Below are 18,458 nucleotides of genomic sequence, written 5' to 3'. Positions count from 1 at the left end.
ATTTCTCAAAAATTGCTCCCCCTCGGGGAGAGGGGCGTGCTAGAATTTAAACCTCTTCCTATTTTACAAAATAGTAAATGGAATTTTGTTGTAATAACTTGTATCTAAGGATATATCAAATGAATACACTCCGACAGACAAACAAACAAACAAACAAACAAACAAACAAGTCTAGCTAAATCCATCCAAAAATCACCGCACTTTTATACAAAATTTTCTTTTGCTACCCTCGCTGTGTTTTCGGTGTTAAATGCCCCAGTGTTTGCTACTGATGTAAATCCATTAATGGGTGGATATGATCCGAAAATCTCTCAAACTATTAACGCAAAAGATCCTGCTTTTGGTTTAGACAAATGGCAGGAATATCAACAACAGGTAACGTTGAACGCAACAAAAGCTACAGAACGTGATGCTGCCAGAGCAAAAATGACTGCTCTAGTAGGCAGAGGAATTTATTCAGGTCCAGAGATGGATGCTGCTAGAGCTGAATGGACAGCACGTTTCAGCGAGGCACAAGAAGCTCAAAATAAAGTACAAGCCATCAAAGATAAATGGAAGTCGATTTTAGGCACTGACGAGAAAGTCACGACATTTATTAATAATATGACTATTGTCGCAAATGGTTCAGCAGACGAAAGTGAGAAACAAGCGGCACAAGCCCAAATTGACGCTTTGTTCCCAATGCCGAATTATATTGGCACTGCCCACAATCTCGGCACAACTGATAGCAAATTACACCAAATCAAAGACGTGGCTGCAGGCAAAGAGGATACTGATGCAGTGAATGTGGCACAGTTAAAGCAAGCAGAAACCCACTATTTCAGCATTAATGCAGATGAAAAAGGGGAGGACTCAAATTATGATAATCGTGGTGCAATTTATAAGAGTAAGAATGGGTTACAAAATTCTAAAAATGCAATGGCAATCGGTGTAAAAGCTAAAGCGACATCGCAAAGTTCAATTGCCATCGGTACAGAAAGTCTAGCTGGAACAGAATGTTACGATGGTAATTGCGGGGGAAGTGATGTCTCTTCAATTGCGATTGGTTACGGCGCAAAATCGTTAAATAATGGCACGATAAGTATAGGTGAAAAAGCAAGAGCGGAGCAAACGGGCGGTATTTCAATTGGTAGATCTTCGTTTGCATCTGAGCAAGCTGTGGCTATAGGTCAAAATGCCCAAGTAAAAACATTCTCTTCTAGTGCAATTGCTATTGGTGATCACGCTCTTGTTGAAAGAGGCTCCGCAGAATCCGTTGCTTTAGGTTTTAAAACCAGAGTAACACAAGATAGAGCGTTAGCTTTAGGCTATCAAGCAAATGCAAATATTTCTGAGGGGGTGGCGTTAGGCTCTCGATCAAAAACAGAGATTGATAAAGATCAATTTGGTTATCATCCTGCGGGTAAAAATATAGAAGCTATTAGAGGCTCTATGACTAAAGAGCAGTATGATGATGCTCTAACAAAGCTAAAAACTGAAGGTGATGAACTACTAAATAATGAAATATTACTTCAAGAAAAAGAAGATAAATTAGCGTATTCCACAGTTACATTAGAAGAAAACACGAGACTAACAAGTGAAATCAATACATTAAAGGAAAAGATTAAAAAGAATAGAGAGAATATCGAGGAGCGTAAGAATAAGATAAAAGATATTACCCCATGGCAAAGTACTGCAGCAGGTGTATCTGTTGGTAATTCAGAATTAGGTATCACTCGCCAAATTAATAATCTGGCGGCGGGTACTGAAGACACCGATGCGGTTAATGTCGCGCAATTAAAAGAGGTCGTATCTAAAATTGGAACTGGGAGTAGCCAAACAAAATATGTGTCTATTTATTCTACAGAAACTGGGGAAGGATCTAATTTCAATAATGATGGCGCGAAAAGTGTTAATTCCGTCGCGATAGGTCCTAAGGCTTATATTGATGCAAAAAGCCTCCATTCTGTTGCGATTGGTCAAAATGCAAGAGTTGAAAGTTCGCAAAATACACCAACAACAAATCATGGCGAAAATGTTTTATCTGGGGAGCGTAGTGTTGCTATTGGTGAAAATGCATTAACAACTCAATCTTGGGCTACAGCTGTTGGTGCAGATGCGCAAGCTAAAGGTTGGGGAAGTGGTGCGTTTGGACGTGGAGCGCAAGCGTTTGGATTTAATTCAACTGCTTTAGGGAATAATGCAAAAGCGAATACATCGACAAATAGTGCAGGTAATTATAATGCTTATGCTATCGCCGTTGGGGTGGAAAGTAATGCCAATGGTACTTATGCGATTTCCGTTGGTGGAAATTCTTCCTCATCAGGTAATGGCTCCGTTGCTTTAGGTTCTTTGGCGCATTCATCAGCAGATAGATCAATAGGGCTTGGTTATTCTGCAAAAGCAACATTGAATGATGGTGTGGCGATTGGTTCACATTCATTAACTGAAAAAAATGAAAAAATTTTTGGTTATTCGCCAATTGGATTAACCAATATCGAAGCAGTGGTTAGTCAGGAAAATTATGAAAAGTACACAAATCTTTATACTGAATATCATGAAGAGATCCAAAAAGCAGATACAGCTAATCAGGATTTTCTTAATGTATCTCAACGCATCAAAGAATTAGATGAAAAGATTAAAGCTGAGTTAGATCCTTCTGAAAAAGCAAATCTACAAACTCAAAGAAACCAAGCGGCTCAAGAATGGCAGAAGACTGTGGATAAACGTAACCTACACAGACAAAACGCAAGTAAGAAAAAAGCTGAGGCGGATAAACTCGTGCATATTTGGCAGTCTACAAGAGCTGGTGTGTCTGTTGGTAATTCAGAATTAGGCATCAGTCGCCAAATTAATAATCTTGCAGCGGGTACTGAAGATACCGATGCAGTTAATGTGGCGCAATTAAAAGCTTTGGCAAATGCACCTGTTTCTTTTTATAACAAGGGTTCTGAGACGAAATTGGGAAATGCCGCCTCACTTCCATTAAACAATTTGAATATTAATTTCACTGATGGCTTGAAAGCAGAGATAAAAACAGTTGGAAATAAAAAGGTTCTCTTCGTAGGTTTAGACAAAACCTCTCTCCAAAATGATCCTGCTTTTAAAGGAGATAAAGGGGAAAAAGGAGATAAAGGAGATAAAGGAGATACTGGCTTAGCTGGAAAAGACGGCAAAGACGGTAAGAATGGTCAAGATGGGCAATCCACTGAAATCGTTATGGACAACCAAGACAGCAATCTTGAGATTATTCATCAAACCCAAGGTGGAAAAAAACAGGTAAAAATTAGCCTGAATAAAGACATCAAAAATTTAAACAGCGTTTCCTCCAAAGAATTTAAATCTGGCGAGACGGTAATGAATGAAAAAGGCGTAACTATTGGCAGTGGCGATAGCCAAGTCTCGCTAACCGAGAAGGGGCTAAATAATGGTGGAAACCGTATTGTCAATGTAGCTTCGGGGGTTAATCCGATGGATGCGGTAAACAAAGCCCAGCTTGATCAGGCAGAACGGAATATCCAACGCCGCATTGATAAAGTGAGTAAAAAAGCAGATGCTGGTACGGCAAGTGCAATTGCTCAAGGCTCAATTCCACAAGTTTCAGCCCCTGGTAAAATGGGCATAGGTATCGGAAGTGGTTTCTACGGTGATCAATCCTCAATTTCCCTTGGTGCATCAAGAATGACTGATAATGGAAAATGGATTTTTAAAGGCTCGTTTTCCAGCAACACGCAAGGTAAAGTCGGCGTAGGCGCTGGTGCAATGTATCAATGGTAGTGAAATATGAACGCCCTGTTGTTTAACAGGGCGTTTTCAATGCATTGATCATTATCAGGTACAGAACATAAATATTTTGTGATTAAGTTCTCAAATCTGATATTTCTTTGTTGTTTTTCTATTTTTGTTCTTTATATTTGTTTTGTCGAAACGTTTCGATGTAGAGGTCAGCAGTTTATGACTATGAAAAATATAGGAGTAAAGAATGCGTAAAAAAATTATTTTGGATTGTGATCCTGGACATGATGATGCCATAGCTATGTTACTTGCTTATGGTAATCCTGAGATTGAACTGCTAGCAGTCACTACCGTAGTAGGTAATCAAACATTAGAGAAAGTATCACGAAATGCTTTGGCAATTGCTGAAATTGCGCAAATGAAAAATGTTCCTTTTGCGAAGGGCGCAGACAGACCTATTGTTAGGGAAATTGAGGTTGCACCTAGTATTCATGGTGAATCAGGATTAGATGGTCCAAAACTACCAGAATCTAATCGAACTTTCAATAAAAAGCATGCTGTGGAATTAATCATTGATCTTATTATGTCTCACCCAGAGAAAACAATTACTCTTGTCCCAACAGGAGGGTTGACGAATATTGCTTTAGCTGCAAGATTAGAACCGAAAATTATTGAGAGAGTAAAAGAAGTTGTATTAATGGGGGGAGGGTATCATACTGGAAATTGGAGTGCCGTAGCTGAGTTTAATATAAAAATTGATCCAGAAGCTGCGCATATTGTATTTAATGCTGGATGGAAAGTAACTATGGTTGGATTAGATTTAACACACCAAGCATTAGCCACCCCCGATGTTGTTGAGCGTATCTCGAAAATTGATACTAAGCCTGCTGAATTTGTTGTCGAATTACTTGAATTTTTTGGAAAAATGTATAAACAAGCCCAAGGCTTTAATTATCCTCCAGTTCATGATCCTTGTGCTGTAGCTTATGTTATTGATCCAACGTTAATAGAAACAGTAAGTGTACCAGTTAATATTGAATTAACTGGTACACATACCCTAGGAATGACAGTTGCTGATTTCCGTTATCCACCTAAGCTTTGCAATACGAAAGTAGCTACAAAGCTAGATAAAGAGAGATTTTGGAATTTAATTATTGATGCAATCAAACGATTAAATTAACAAAAAAGTTTATTTTTATTATCTTCCTTTTATTTACAATGAGGTCAAACTATGGATGCATTTATTAGTATCTTAGGGATTGTTGTATTGTTAGGCATAGCCTATCTCCTTTCCAATAATAGAAAAGCTATTTGTATAAGAACTGTTTTGGGCGCATTAGTAATTCAAATTGTTATAGGAGCATTTATTTTATATGTGCCTATTGGTCGAGATGCCCTTTTGGGTATGTCTAATGCAGTAAGTAAAGTTATTGCTTACGCAAATGAAGGTATTTCATTTGTTTTTGGTGGATTGGCATCGGGTGAAAGTGTTGGTTTTATTTTTGCTATTAAGGTCCTTCCTGTCATAGTTTTTTTCTCTGCATTGATTTCTTTGCTTTATTATATCGGTGTAATGCAATGGATTATCAAATTAATTGGTGGTGCATTACAAAAAGTATTGGGTACATCAAAATCTGAATCAATGTCTGCAGCAGCTAATATTTTTGTTGGACAAACCGAAGCTCCTTTGGTTGTCAAACCTTACATTAGTAAAATGACTGAATCTGAACTTTTCGCTATTATGTGTGGAGGGTTGGCGTCTATTTCAGGTTCTGTTTTAGCTGGATACGCTGGGCTTGGTGTTCCTTTGACATATTTAATTGCAGCCTCCTTTATGGCTGCGCCTGCAGGCTTATTATTTGCAAAAATGTTATATCCTCAAACAGAAGAATTTAATGACGAAATAGAAGAGGTTGAATTAGATAAACCTGCTAATGCGCTTGAAGCTATTGCTTCTGGTGCCGGGGCTGGAATGAGTATGGCATTAAATATAGGGGCAATGTTGGTTGCATTTATCGCTTTAATTGCGCTTGTTAATGGTATGTTAGGTGGAATTGGAGAATTGTTTAATCGACCAGATCTTTCTTTAGGCATGATTTTGGGGTGGATTTTTAAACCATTAGCGTGGGTTATGGGAGTACCTTGGAGTGATGCTGAAGTTGCAGGGCATATGATTGGTATTAAATTAACTGTAAATGAATTTGTCGGTTACTCTGAATTCTCTACTTATTTAGGAGCAAATCCGCCAATGGAACTTACTGATAAAACAAAGGCTATAATTACTTTTGCTCTTTGTGGTTTTGCCAATTTTGGTTCTATTGCTGTATTAATTGGAGGTGTTGGCGGTATGGCGCCAAATCGTCGAGGAGATATTGCTCGATTAGGAATTAAGGCTGTTATTGCTGGCTCTTTAGCTAATTTATTAAGCGCAACTATTGCAGGTTTTTTTATTGGTTTAAGTGGTGTCGCTTTAGCTTAAGTTTCAAAAGTGCGGTAAAAATAGCCGCACTTTAGGTTTATAATTGCTTGATATATGCCTACTTTTATAGTGGAGAATAATTATGAAAGGGAAGACTCTCACAATTCTCGGTAGTATCAATGCTGATCACGTTATTTCTGTGCCTTACTTTGCTAAACCCGGTGAAACGCTAACAGGTCAAAATTATCAAATTGCCTATGGTGGCAAAGGTGCCAATCAAGCAGTGGCAGCCGCTCGTTTAGGGGCAAAGGTCGCGTTCATTAGTTGCATTGGATCAGATAGCCTAGGCAAAACAATGAAAAATGCGTTTGCGCAAGAAGGAATTGATACAACCCATATTAATACCGTTTCACAGGAAATGACGGGAATGGCATTTATTCAAGTTGCCCAATCGGGCGAGAACAGTATTGTGCTGGCTAGCGGTGCAAATGCACATTTGGGTGAGATGGTTGTTCGTCAAAGTGAGGCGCAAATTGCACAATCGGATTGCTTGTTAATGCAATTAGAAACCCCACTTTCTGGTGTGGAGTTGGCTGCTCAAATCGCTAAGAAAAATGGTGTTAAGGTTGTGCTAAATCCTGCTCCAGCGCAGATTTTATCGGACGAATTATTGAGTTTGATTGATATTATTACACCAAATGAAACTGAAGCTGAGATCCTGACTGGGGTAGCGGTAACCGACGAGCAAAGTGCGGTGAAAGCTGCGAGTGTTTTTCACGATAAAGGCATTGAAACCGTAATGATTACTCTTGGCGCGAAAGGCGTGTTTGTCAGTCAAAAAGGTAAAAGCCGTATCATTAAGGGCTTTTGTGTGCAAGCAATAGATACTACCGCAGCTGGTGATACATTTAATGGCGGTTTTGTTACGGCTTTATTGGAAGAAAAATCCTTTGATGAAGCCATTCGTTTTGGTCAAGCTGCCGCTGCGATTAGTGTGACGAAAAAAGGGGCTCAATCCTCTATTCCAACACGTCAAGAAACTTTAGATTATCTTGAACACGCTTAAAGTGCGGTGAATTTTTAGGGTGTTTTATGGCGACAATGAAAGATATTGCACGACTGGCACAAGTTTCGACTTCCACAGTTTCGCATGTCATTAATGGATCGCGTTTTGTTAGCGATGAAATTCGTGAGAAAGTGATGCGTATTGTCGCTGAACTGAATTACACCCCCTCAGCTGTTGCACGAAGCCTTAAGGTGCGCGAAACCAAAACTATCGGGCTACTTGTCACCGCAACAAATAATCCATTCTTTGCGGAAGTGATGGCTGGCGTGGAGCAATATTGTCAGCAGCATCAATATAATCTTATTATTGCCACCACTGGCGGTGATGCCAAACGCCTACAACAAAATCTGCAAACTCTAATGCACAAACAAGTAGATGGTTTGCTTTTGATGTGTGGTGATAGCCGTTTTCAAGCGGATATGGAGCTTACAGTATCTTTGCCTTTAGTTGTAATGGATTGGTGGTTTACCGAGTTAAATGCAGATAAAATACTCGAAAATTCAGCACTTGGTGGCTATTTGGCGACAAAAGCATTAATCGATGCAGGACATCGTAAAATTGGCATTATTACGGGAAATCTCAAAAAATCTGTCGCACAAAATCGTTTGCAAGGTTATAAAAATGCACTGTCGGAAGCAAAAATTGCGTTAAATCCTCATTGGATTGTCGAAAGTCATTTTGACTTTGAAGGCGGTGTACTTGGCATACAATCTTTACTTACTCAATCTTCACGTCCAACAGCAGTTTTTTGTTGTAGTGACACCATTGCTGTTGGTGCATACCAAGCTATTCAGCAACAAGGCTTACGTATTCCGCAAGATCTTTCAATTATGGGTTATGATGACATTGAATTGGCTCGTTACCTCTCGCCTCCTCTCTCCAGCATTTGCCAACCGAAAGCTGAACTTGGCAAACTCGCTGTTGAAACACTATTGCAACGAATTAAAAATCCTAATGAAAATTACCGCACTTTGGTTTTAGAACCGACTTGTGTGTTAAGAGAGTCTATTTACAGTTTCAAATAAAATTAGAATAACTCGATTTCTCTATTGCTATTTTCAAAAAAACTGCTATTTTCTTGCGGTTTTTTTGTTTATTTAACCCACTGTTTAATTTAGGAATAAAATCTTATGAAAGAAAACAAACCTGTTGATCCTTATGCGAAATATAACGAACAATCGAATATTATCGCGAAAATAATTTTTGCTAGTCGCTGGTTGCAAGTGCCGATTTATTTGGGCTTGATTGTCACCCTTGCAATCTACTCTTATAAGTTTATTAAAGGCTTATGGGCGTTGGTGATTAATGTCAATGATATGGATTCCAACACAATTATGTTATGCGTGTTGAATTTGATTGATGTCGTGATGATCGCAAACTTGCTTGTGATGGTGACTATCGGTGGCTATGAAATTTTCGTATCTAAATTGCGTACGCGTAATCATCCTGATCAACCTGAATGGATGAGCCACGTAAATGCCACCGTGTTGAAAGTTAAACTTTCTATGTCTATTATCGGCATTTCATCTATCCATATGTTGCAAACTTTTGTGAATGCAAGCAATATGCCAGAAAAAACGATGATGTGGCAATTATTGTTGCATTTAGGCTTTTTAGTGTCGGCAATTGCTTTAGCTTATACGGACAAAATTTTGTATAGCACAAGCCATAAAACTCATTAAAAATTCACCGCATTTTTTAAAGCACTAAAAATAAAAATCTTAGCGTTTTTTGTTAATGTTCGGTAATGATAACTTATATGTCGTTTGTTTTTTCATCAAATTATAAATATAATATATTGACATTTTAATATTGAATAATACTTATGCTAAATGGGTTTGAATGGGATCGTAATAAAGCAGAACTCAATAAAATTAAACATGGTATAAGCTTTGAAGAAGCGATGACAGTATTTTATGATGATTATGCATTGTTAATACCCGATCCAGAGCATTCTTTTTATGAAGAACGTTTTTTATTGTTAGGACGTAGTGAAAAAAATAATACACTTGTGGTTGTTCATTGTGAACGAGATGAGAATATTCGGATTATTTCAGCTCGCTTAGCAACTATTTATGAAAGCAAACAATATAAGGAGAATTTATGATGAAAGATGAATATGATTTTTCTCAGGGGATTCGTAACCCTTATGCGGGACAATTGAAAGCGAAAAAAATGGTGACAATTCGTTTAGACGATGATGCGGTTGATTACTTTAAGGCATTATCTAAAGAGGTAGGTATTCCTTATCAAACTTTAATTAATGCCTATTTAAAAGATTGCGCAATAAATCATCGTAAACTGAATATGATTTGGCGTTAAAAAAGCACCGTTCAAAATTGAACGGTGTTTTTATATTATTAACCCACCACAAATGGCAAGTAACCCGCACGAATCGCAAATGGAATAGATGTAATGATTACGCCTAATACCAATACGATGATTAAAGTCAGATTTCCTCCCCATACTTTATATGGCAAATTGGTGTGAGCTCGACGAGCTTTCCAAGCGAGGCTAACTGGCAATACTACGGCATAGAATGCAAACATTTGGCCTGCGTAGCCTAGCGCTAAAATAAAACCTTCAGGATAGAAAAGCGCAAAGACGAGTGGAGGAATGAACGTCATTAAGCCAAGTGAGATGCGCCCTGCAGAAATATTAAAGGATCGTTTTAATAAATCTTCGATACATTCCAACAAGCCAAGCCCTACGCCTAAGAAAGAAGTAACCAGCGCCAAAGTTGAGAATAATTTTACCGCACCTGCGATCATGTTACTGCCAGTGATAGCAAGCGTTGCTTTTACTAAGCCATTTAAGGTGGCATCTTCTTTTAAGATTTGTAAGAACTCATTTTGTGTGAGCAAACCATGAGTGGACATTTGCCATAAAATATAAGCGCAAAGGGTAATTGCTGAACCGACCAAAATAGAAATGCGTAATGCTTTTACGTTGCCGTCTAAGTATTTATTTAAACTTGGAATGGAACCGTGGAAACCAAATGCTGTGAAAAATACAGGGCTTGCAGAGATAATTAAAGCGTTATCAATTGGCGTCGCCATTAAGTTATCAAATTTGATTTCCGGCAACATTAAGCTTAACACCACCGCAAAGGCTGCAAGCATCACAAAAAATAACACGCGATTAATTTTATCTACGCTATGTGTGCCGATGACAATAAATGAACCGAAAATCACGGTAAATAATAAGATGCTGACTTTATCGCCAAAACTTTCAGGCAATAAATCTTTTAGTAGTGAACCGCCACCGCTGATATAAGCGGCAATTAATGCGTATAAGAAAATAATTAGCACTGCAGTGGCAATAATACGTCCTGCTTTACCAAAATATTGTTCAGCGAGTGTGCCGATGCCTGCATCACTTTCTGCGGTTTGATAGAGCTCAACAAATAAAAGTGCGCTAAAAGTTAATAATGCCCAAAGCCCCAATAATAAGACTAAAGTAAATCCGAATCCGATGCCAGCGGAAGTGAGTGGCATAGCCAACATTCCCGCCCCAATCATCGTACCGGCAACAAGAAGTGTGCTGCCTACAGTTTTGTTCATGTTTGCTTCCTTATTGTGTAATAAAAAATTTACGGTGATTGTATTTTAAAATTTACATCATGTAAACAACAGAATACAAAATATCTTTATTATTTACCGCACTTTTCTTTTCCCTTTCTGTGTTCATCTCGTTAAAATACTTAGCGAATCAACTAAGACAGAGCTAAGACAAAATAGGAGAGCTTATGATTTACAGTATGACCGCCTTTGCACGCCTTGAAGTGAAAAAAGATTGGGGCGATGCAGTATGGGAAATTCGTTCCGTCAATCAACGTTATTTAGAAAACTTTTTCCGTTTGCCCGAGCAATTTCGCGGATTAGAAAACACGTTGCGTGAGAAACTTCGTCAGAGTCTTACTCGCGGTAAAATTGAATGTTCTTTGCGCATTGAAATAAAAAAACAAGCAAATGCAGAATTGAATTTAAATAAAGAGCTTGCGAATCAAGTGATTCAGTCTTTGCAATGGATTAAAACTCAAGCTGGAGAAGGTGAAATTAATTTGACAGACGTGTTGCGTTATCCCGGTGTGGTAGAAGCGCAAGAGCAAGACTTAGATGCGATTAGTCAAGATTTGTTGACAGCCTTTGATGATTTACTGACAGATTTTATTGCAATGCGTGGTCGTGAAGGGGAAAAACTTAACGACATTATTCAACAACGCTTAGATGCTATTGCTGTGGAGGCCGATAAAGTGCGGTCACAAATGCCGGCAGTTTTACAATGGCAACGTGAACGTTTATTGCAACGTTTTGAAGATGCTCAAGTGAATCTTGATCCGCAACGTGTGGAACAAGAAATGATTTTACTCGCTCAACGCGTTGATGTGGCGGAAGAACTCGATCGTTTACAAATGCACGTGAAAGAAACCACGAATATTTTGAAAAAAGGTGGTGCGGTTGGGCGTAAATTAGATTTTATGATGCAAGAATTGAATCGTGAATCGAATACCCTTGCGTCCAAATCCATTAATGCCGATATCACGGCTTCTGCGGTGGAGCTAAAAGTGCTTATCGAACAAATGCGTGAGCAAATTCAGAATTTAGAATAGGAAAGCAGAATGTCTCAATTTATTTCTCTTACTCAATATCAACTGATTGAGGCACATGGTGCGGATGCAGAAAAATATTTGCAAGGGCAGTTAACAACGGATGTTGTGCGATTAGCAAGTGGAGCAACAACTCTTACTGCTCACTGCGATCCAAAAGGTAAAATGAATGCAATTTACCGTTTGTTTAAAGTAAGTAGCGAACAATTCTTTTTGCTCATTAAGAAAGATCTATTGCCAAGTGGGCTAGATGCTTTGAAAAAATATGCGGTATTTTCAAAAGTCAGTTTTGATTTACGTGATTGGAAAATCATTGGTGTGATAGGTGAAAAATGTGGAAAAATCACACCGCACTTTTCATGGGAAATTGATGGACAGCGTTCAATTTTATTGAATGAAACCGAATTGCCCGTGAATTTTAATGGCGATGAAAAAATTTGGGATGTAGCCGATATTCAAGCGGGATTGCCAAATTTAAGCCCGAAAACGCAAAATGAATTTATCCCACAAGCGCTAAATTTACAGGTTATTGAGCAAGCCATTTCTTTTACCAAAGGTTGCTATATTGGACAAGAAACGGTAGCTCGTGCGAAATATCGTGGTGCAAACAAACGCGCAATGTTTATTTTTAAAGCACAAACTCAGCAGGAAGCGGAAATTGGCAGTGAAATTGAAATGCAGCTTGAAGCCAATTGGCGTAAGACTGGTACGATTACAAGTGCGGTCAATTTAGACGGTGTTTTATGGTTGCAAGTTGTGATGAATAACGACATTGATTCGGAACAACAATTTAGATTGCCGAATAGTGAAATATTGTTAGAGCGAGTGCAATTACCTTATTCGATTACTGAATAATAAAGCAAAAAAGATCAAGCATTAACCTGATCTTTTTTCTATTTAGTAAAGTACCCGCGCACGAATTGTGCCATCGATTTCCTTTAATTTCGTCAGTAATGGCGATGCATCATTCGTTTCTACATCAACGACAACATAACCAATTTTCGGATCAGTTTGTAAATATTGCGCCGCAATATTGAGGTTGGCTTCGACGAAAATTTGGTTCAGTTTGTTCAATATACCAGGACGATTTTCGTGAATATGCAATAAGCGTTTTGTTCCTCCATGTTCTGGTAAAGATACTTCAGGGAAGTTGACGGAAGAAAGCGTAGAACCATTGTCTGAATATTTGACAAATTTGCCTGCCACTTCAAAACCGATATTTTCCTGTGCTTCTGCTGTTGAACCGCCGATATGTGGCGTTAAAATCACATTATCAAATTCGCGTAACGGTGAGACAAATTCTTCATTAATTGACGCAGGTTCAATTGGGAATACATCAATGGCAGCGCCGTGAATTTTACCGTCTTTTAATGCTTGAGCGAGCGCATCAATATCTACTACTGTGCCACGCGCAGCATTGATCAAAATTGCACCTTGTTTTAATTGTGCGATACGCTCAGCGTTCATTAAGTTTTTGGTGGATGGCAGTTCTGGCACATGTAATGAAACCACATCGCAGTAACTGAGTAATTCTTCAAGGCTACGAACCTGTTTGGCATTACCGAGCGGAAGTTTATTTTCAATATCGTAGAAATATACATCCATGCCTAATGATTCAGCAATAATACTTAATTGTGAACCAATGTGGCCGTAACCAATAATTCCTAGTTTTTTACCCCGCACTTCATGAGATCCAGTCGCTGATTTATTCCAGACACCACGATGTACTTCGGCATTAGCCTGTGGCACATTGCGCATAAGTAATAAAATCTCGCCTAATACAAGTTCTGCGACGGAACGAGTGTTTGAGAATGGGGCATTAAATACAGGGATTCCACGCGCTTTTGCTGCATTTAAATCCACTTGGTTGGTACCAATACAGAAACATCCCACAGCGATTAATTTGGGTGCGGCTTCAATCATTTCTGCCGTTAAATGGGTGCGAGAACGCAAGCCGATAAAGTGTGCATTTTTAATGGCTTCTTTTAATTCATCACCATCTAGCGCTTTTTTATAGTAATCAATATTGGTATAGCCTGCCGCATGGAGCGTATCAAGTGCGCTTTGATGCACACCTTCAAACAATACAAATTTGATTTTTGATTTGTCGAGTGAAACTTTGTTTGTCATGTTTGCTTCCTTATGATTTTTATTATGAATTAGTCAATAATTTTGGCGCCTTCAGGCGTCCCGACGATCACAACGTCTGCGCCACGTAACGCGAATATCCCGTTAGTGACGACACCTGCAATGTTGTTTAATTCTTTTTCCATTTCAACTGGATTTAAAATAGTGAAGTTGTGCACATCTAAAATCACATTGCCGTTGTCAGTCACCACCCCTTCACGATATTCAGGCGCACCACCAAGTGCGGCTAATTTTCTGCCTACTTGTGAACGAGCCATTGGAATAACTTCAACTGGTAATGGGAAGGTCGAACCTAATACATCCACTTGTTTACTCGAATCCACAATACAAATAAATTTTTTCGCTAATGCAGCGACGATTTTTTCACGAGTGAGCGCTGCGCCGCCGCCTTTAATCATCATTTTTTGTGGATTGATTTCATCTGCACCATCCACATAAATATCTAAGCTCGAGACATCATTTGCATTAAATACTTCGATACCTTGTTTACGTAATAATTCTTCTGATGCTTTTGAAGCTGCAACGGCGCCTTGAATTTTATCTTTGATTGTACCTAAAGCCTCAATAAAGCAGTTCACTGTGGAGCCGCTTCCCACCCCAACAATCGTATCTGCTTTTACATATTGTAATGCGGCTTGTGCGGCGAGTTTTTTCATTTCTAATTGATTCATTTCTTTTCCTTATTTTAATAAGTAAACGATTGCTTTACTTTATTACGAGAGTATTTAATAAACAAGTGTAATTTTTTAGCAATGAGAGGTTTAACGGATGAGCTACGATTCCGTTAAAAATAATTCCAATAGTTCATTGAGAAATAATTTGCCATGCTCAGTGATTTGCCAAGAATCAGCGTTTTCCACAATATAGTTTTGTTGAATTGCAAAATCAATTTGATTTTTTACCGCACTTTTCGATAAACCTGTGTAATCTTCAAATTCTTGTTTGGGCACTGCTTCTAACAAACGAAAGCGATTCATAAAAAACTCAAAAGGGCGGTCAATTTCTGGCACATTTTTTTCTTCGTAAAGATATTCGCCACGCAAATAACCTTTCGGGTGTTTGGTTTTAGAAAAGCGGGTAATCTCGCCATTAGGGAAGGTCAGTTTTCCATGTGCGCCACAGCCAATGGCTAAATAATCCCCAAACCGCCAATAATTCAAATTATGTTTACATTGAAAACCCGCTTTTGCGTAAGCCGAGGTTTCATATTGCTGGTAGCCTGCCACCGTTAAAAGTTGGTGGCCTTGCTCAAAAATATCCCAAAGCTCATCGTCATCTGGTAATTTAGGTGGGCGGTAAGCAAACATCGTATTTGGCTCAATAGTGAGCTGATACCAAGAAAGGTGAGGAGGAGATAGCTCAATAGCTTGGCGAAGATCATCTAAGGCTTCTTCCAGCGTTTGGTTCGGCAAACCGTGCATTAAATCCAAATTAAAACTTTTTAGCCCAGAAACTTTCGCTAAATTGACCGCACTTTTTGCCTCTGCTGCATTATGAATCCGCCCAAGACGTTGTAATTTGTCATCATTGAAACTTTGAATTCCCATGGAAATTCGCGTAATGCCTGCTGAAACATAACCTTTAAAGCGTTCAGCTTCTACCGTGCCAGGATTCGCTTCTAATGTGATTTCAATATTATCTTCAAAATCAATCTGTTTTTTTATTTCTTTTAAGAGATACGCAATGCTTTCTGCCGAGAACAAACTTGGTGTACCGCCACCAATAAAAATTGAATGGAGTTTTCGTTGTTGAATAGAATCTTTAAAGCGTTGTAAATCAGCCTGCAAATCTTGCAGAAGATGATAAATATAGTCTTGTTCTGGTATATCGCCTTTTTGTGCGTGCGAATTGAAATCACAATAAGGACATTTTTGAACGCACCATGGAATGTGTACATAAAGGGAAAGTGGAGGAAGTTTGAGCATTGTGTTATTAATAAGTTTTCAATTTGGAAAAGTATAAATTAACCTTGTGTAAAAATGAAATTGTTGCTGATGCCCTAAATGTCGATAAAAGGGCTTGTTTTCACAAGCCCTAAAACATTCAATTAATTGACCGCTCTTTCCGATTTACTCGTCACTTTACGGCGTGGTGCTTTAGGTTTAGCCTCTACTTTAACAAATTCAATGCCTTCTGGTGGATTTTCTAACGCAAGACCAAGCACTTCATCAATGGTTTCTACAGCATGAATCGCAAGATTTTGTTTTACGTTTTCTGGAATTTCTTCGAGATCTTTAACGTTCTCTTTTGGAATTAATACGGTTTTAATTCCGCCACGATGTGCTGCAAGAAGTTTTTCTTTTAATCCACCGATTGGTAATACTTTACCGCGTAAACTGATTTCACCTGTCATGGCTACATCCGCACGTACAGGATTACCTGTTAAACAAGAAACTAATGCAGTACACATTGCAATACCTGCACTCGGACCATCTTTTGGTGTCGCACCATCTGGCACGTGAATATGAATGTCACGTTTTTCGTGGAACTCAGAATTAATACCCAGTTTATCCGCACGTGCGCGCACAACCGTCATGGCTGCTTGAATGGATTCTTTCATCACATCACCTAATGAACCAGTGAAAGAAAGTTTTCCTTTGCCCACAACGGAGGCTGTTTCAATGGTAAGTAAATCGCCGCCCACTTCTGTCCAAGCTAAACCAGTCACTTCGCCAATACGATTTTGCGTGTCAGCTTTGCCAAATTCAAAACGTTTTACGCCAAGATAATCGTGCAGATTATCTGAATTTACCGTGATAGATTTAAGTTTTGGATTTACCAATAAATTTTTCACTGCTTTACGGCAGATTTTTGAAATTTCACGTTCTAATCCACGAACACCCGCTTCACGCGTGTAATAGCGGATAATATCTAAAATTGCGCTTTCTTCGACGGTAAGTTCGCCTTTCTTCAAACCATTACGTTCAATTTGTTTCGCTAACAGATGGCGCATCGCGATATTAAGTTTTTCATCTTCGGTATAACCAGAAAGACGAATAACTTCCATACGATCCAATAATGGGCCTGGAATGTTCATGGAGTTTGATGTTGCCACAAACATCACATCAGAAAGATCATAATCCACTTCTAAATAGTGATCGTTAAACGTGGTGTTTTGCTCAGGGTCGAGTACCTCAAGCAATGCTGACGCTGGATCACCTCGCATATCGGATGCCATTTTGTCGATTTCATCAAGCAAGAATAATGGATTTTTCACCCCCACTTTTGCCATTTTTTGAATTAATTTACCCGGCAATGCACCAATATAGGTTTTACGGTGACCACGGATTTCTGCCTCATCGCGAACACCGCCTAATGCCATGCGTACATATTTACGACCCGTGGCATTGGCAATAGACTGACCAAGAGAAGTTTTACCCACACCTGGAGGGCCAACTAAGCAAAGAATTGGCCCTTTCACTTTGTTTAAACGAGCTTGTACTGCAAGATATTCAAGAATACGTTCTTTCACTCGTTCTAAACCATAGTGATCGGCATCTAATACTTGTTGTGCTTTTGAAATGTCTTTTTTCACTTTAGAACGTTGATGCCAAGGTACTTGGATCATCCATTCAATATAGCTACGCACAACGGTCGCTTCAGAAGACATAGCTGACATCATTTTGAGTTTTTGTAACTCATTTTCAACTTTGTCGCGTACCTCTGCCGGCATGCCTGCTGCTTCAACTTTTTGACGAAGTTGTTCAACTTCATCAATCGTGTCTTCATTTTCACCACTATCCATTTCTTTGCGAATGGCTTTAATTTGTTCACTTAGATAATAGTTACGCTGGCTTTTCTCCATTTGTTTTTTTACGCGGCCGCGAATGCGTTTTTCAACTTGAAGAATGTCCGCTTCTGATTCCATCATACCAAGCAGATATTCTAAGCGGTCTTGTACGTTAGCAAGTTCCAACACGCTTTGTTTATGGCGAACACTTACCGGTAAATGAGCCGCTATTGTGTCTGATAAACGATCTGCATCACCAAGGCGATGAAGTGCATTTAATACATCTGCAGGGATTTTTTTATTTAAGGTGAGATAATTTTCGAATTCAGAAAGTACCGCTTTTTTCGCAACATCTAACTCTTTTTCATCACCATAAGTGGTTTCGATAGATGTAATTTTTGCGGAAAAGCACTTTTCGCCATCTTCAAGGCTGTTAATTTTCGCGCGATTTTGACCTTCAACTAGCACTTTCACTGTGCCATCAGGTAGTTTTAGTAATTGAATAATGTTAGCAATGGTACCCACATCAAATAAATCTTCAGGGGTTGGCTCTTCCAAATCGGCTTCTCTTTGAGATACCAAAAGAAGCTGTTTATCATCGTTCATCGCTTCTTCAAGAGCATTAATTGATTTTGCACGCCCTACAAAAAGTGGCATCACCATATAAGGGAAAACGACGACATCGCGTAATGGCAATACGGGCATCGTACGTTGGGTATTCTTCGCCATAATTTATCTCTCTTAATTCTTTCTGATAATTTGGGTAAATATT

15 protein-coding genes are annotated in these 18,458 nt (G+C 38.8%); 10 read left to right on the top strand and 5 right to left on the bottom strand.

The genetic code is table 11. From position 1 onward, the window contains the following. The first annotated feature begins 234 nt into the window (after positions 1-234). The 8 genes from DV424_RS02915 to DV424_RS02880 all read left to right on the top strand — a co-directional run bounded on the left by DV424_RS02915 (position 235) and on the right by DV424_RS02880 (position 9,521). Positions 235-3,756: a YadA-like family protein gene (locus DV424_RS02915; protein ID WP_192880633.1), complete on the top strand. Its 3,522-nt coding sequence runs from the start codon at positions 235-237 to the stop codon at positions 3,754-3,756. Positions 3,757-3,961: 205 nt separating this feature from the next. Beyond that, positions 3,962-4,894, top strand: a complete 933-nt coding sequence (uriH, locus tag DV424_RS02910; protein ID WP_118859004.1) for a uridine-preferring nucleoside hydrolase UriH — start codon at positions 3,962-3,964, stop codon at positions 4,892-4,894. 51 nt (positions 4,895-4,945) lie between these two features. Next, complete coding sequence (locus DV424_RS02905) at positions 4,946-6,193, top strand: NupC/NupG family nucleoside CNT transporter (protein WP_118859003.1); 1,248 nt, start codon at positions 4,946-4,948, stop codon at positions 6,191-6,193. 82 nt (positions 6,194-6,275) lie between these two features. Next, a complete protein-coding gene (gene rbsK / locus DV424_RS02900; protein WP_118859002.1) occupies positions 6,276-7,199 on the top strand; it encodes a ribokinase in 924 nt (307 codons plus the stop codon). A 26-nt stretch (positions 7,200-7,225) separates the two neighbouring features. Then, a complete protein-coding gene (locus DV424_RS02895) occupies positions 7,226-8,224 on the top strand; it encodes a substrate-binding domain-containing protein (RefSeq protein WP_118859001.1) in 999 nt (332 codons plus the stop codon). Positions 8,225-8,329: 105 nt separating this feature from the next. Further along, positions 8,330-8,881 (top strand): TIGR00645 family protein, encoded by a 552-nt coding sequence (locus DV424_RS02890; protein WP_118859000.1) that lies wholly within the window; start codon positions 8,330-8,332, stop codon positions 8,879-8,881. A gap of 143 nt (positions 8,882-9,024) precedes the next feature. Further along, positions 9,025-9,306, top strand: coding sequence for a BrnT family toxin (locus tag DV424_RS02885; protein ID WP_005632698.1), 282 nt, complete (start codon positions 9,025-9,027; stop codon positions 9,304-9,306). Next, positions 9,303-9,521 (top strand): BrnA antitoxin family protein, encoded by a 219-nt coding sequence (locus tag DV424_RS02880; RefSeq protein WP_239990918.1) that lies wholly within the window; start codon positions 9,303-9,305, stop codon positions 9,519-9,521. The genes DV424_RS02885 and DV424_RS02880 overlap by 4 nt, the downstream gene beginning before the upstream one ends. 38 nt (positions 9,522-9,559) lie before the next feature. Here DV424_RS02880 and DV424_RS02875 read toward each other — a convergent pair whose 3' ends face one another. Then, a complete protein-coding gene (locus DV424_RS02875) occupies positions 9,560-10,762 on the bottom strand; it encodes an aromatic amino acid transporter (protein WP_118858999.1) in 1,203 nt (400 codons plus the stop codon). Between the two features lie 185 nt (positions 10,763-10,947). Between DV424_RS02875 and DV424_RS02870 the strand changes: the two genes are divergently transcribed. Both DV424_RS02870 and ygfZ read left to right on the top strand, forming a co-directional pair. Continuing rightward, on the top strand, positions 10,948-11,811 hold the full coding sequence (locus DV424_RS02870) for a YicC/YloC family endoribonuclease (protein WP_118858998.1): 864 nt from the start codon (positions 10,948-10,950) through the stop codon (positions 11,809-11,811). A gap of 9 nt (positions 11,812-11,820) precedes the next feature. After that, a complete protein-coding gene (gene ygfZ / locus DV424_RS02865; protein WP_118858997.1) occupies positions 11,821-12,663 on the top strand; it encodes a CAF17-like 4Fe-4S cluster assembly/insertion protein YgfZ in 843 nt (280 codons plus the stop codon). A 42-nt stretch (positions 12,664-12,705) separates the two neighbouring features. Here the strand turns inward: ygfZ and serA are convergent, their stop codons facing one another. The 4 genes from serA to lon all read right to left on the bottom strand — a co-directional run bounded on the left by serA (position 12,706) and on the right by lon (position 18,415). Beyond that, complete coding sequence (serA, locus tag DV424_RS02860; RefSeq protein ID WP_118858996.1) at positions 12,706-13,938, bottom strand: phosphoglycerate dehydrogenase; 1,233 nt, start codon at positions 13,936-13,938, stop codon at positions 12,706-12,708. Positions 13,939-13,967: 29 nt separating this feature from the next. Then, positions 13,968-14,627, bottom strand: a complete 660-nt coding sequence (rpiA, locus tag DV424_RS02855) for a ribose-5-phosphate isomerase RpiA (protein ID WP_118858995.1) — start codon at positions 14,625-14,627, stop codon at positions 13,968-13,970. Between the two features lie 102 nt (positions 14,628-14,729). Then, positions 14,730-15,881, bottom strand: coding sequence for a radical SAM family heme chaperone HemW (gene hemW, locus DV424_RS02850; protein ID WP_118858994.1), 1,152 nt, complete (start codon positions 15,879-15,881; stop codon positions 14,730-14,732). A 122-nt stretch (positions 15,882-16,003) separates the two neighbouring features. Continuing rightward, positions 16,004-18,415, bottom strand: coding sequence for an endopeptidase La (lon, locus tag DV424_RS02845; protein WP_118858993.1), 2,412 nt, complete (start codon positions 18,413-18,415; stop codon positions 16,004-16,006). Between the last annotated feature and the right edge of the window lie 43 nt (positions 18,416-18,458).

It is taken from the genome of Haemophilus haemolyticus (genome assembly GCF_003493605.1).
Taxonomy (GTDB): Bacteria; Pseudomonadota; Gammaproteobacteria; order Enterobacterales; family Pasteurellaceae; genus Haemophilus; species Haemophilus haemolyticus_J.
Note: the sequence above shows the minus strand (reverse complement) of the source record. Positions and strands in the feature narration are given on the sequence as shown.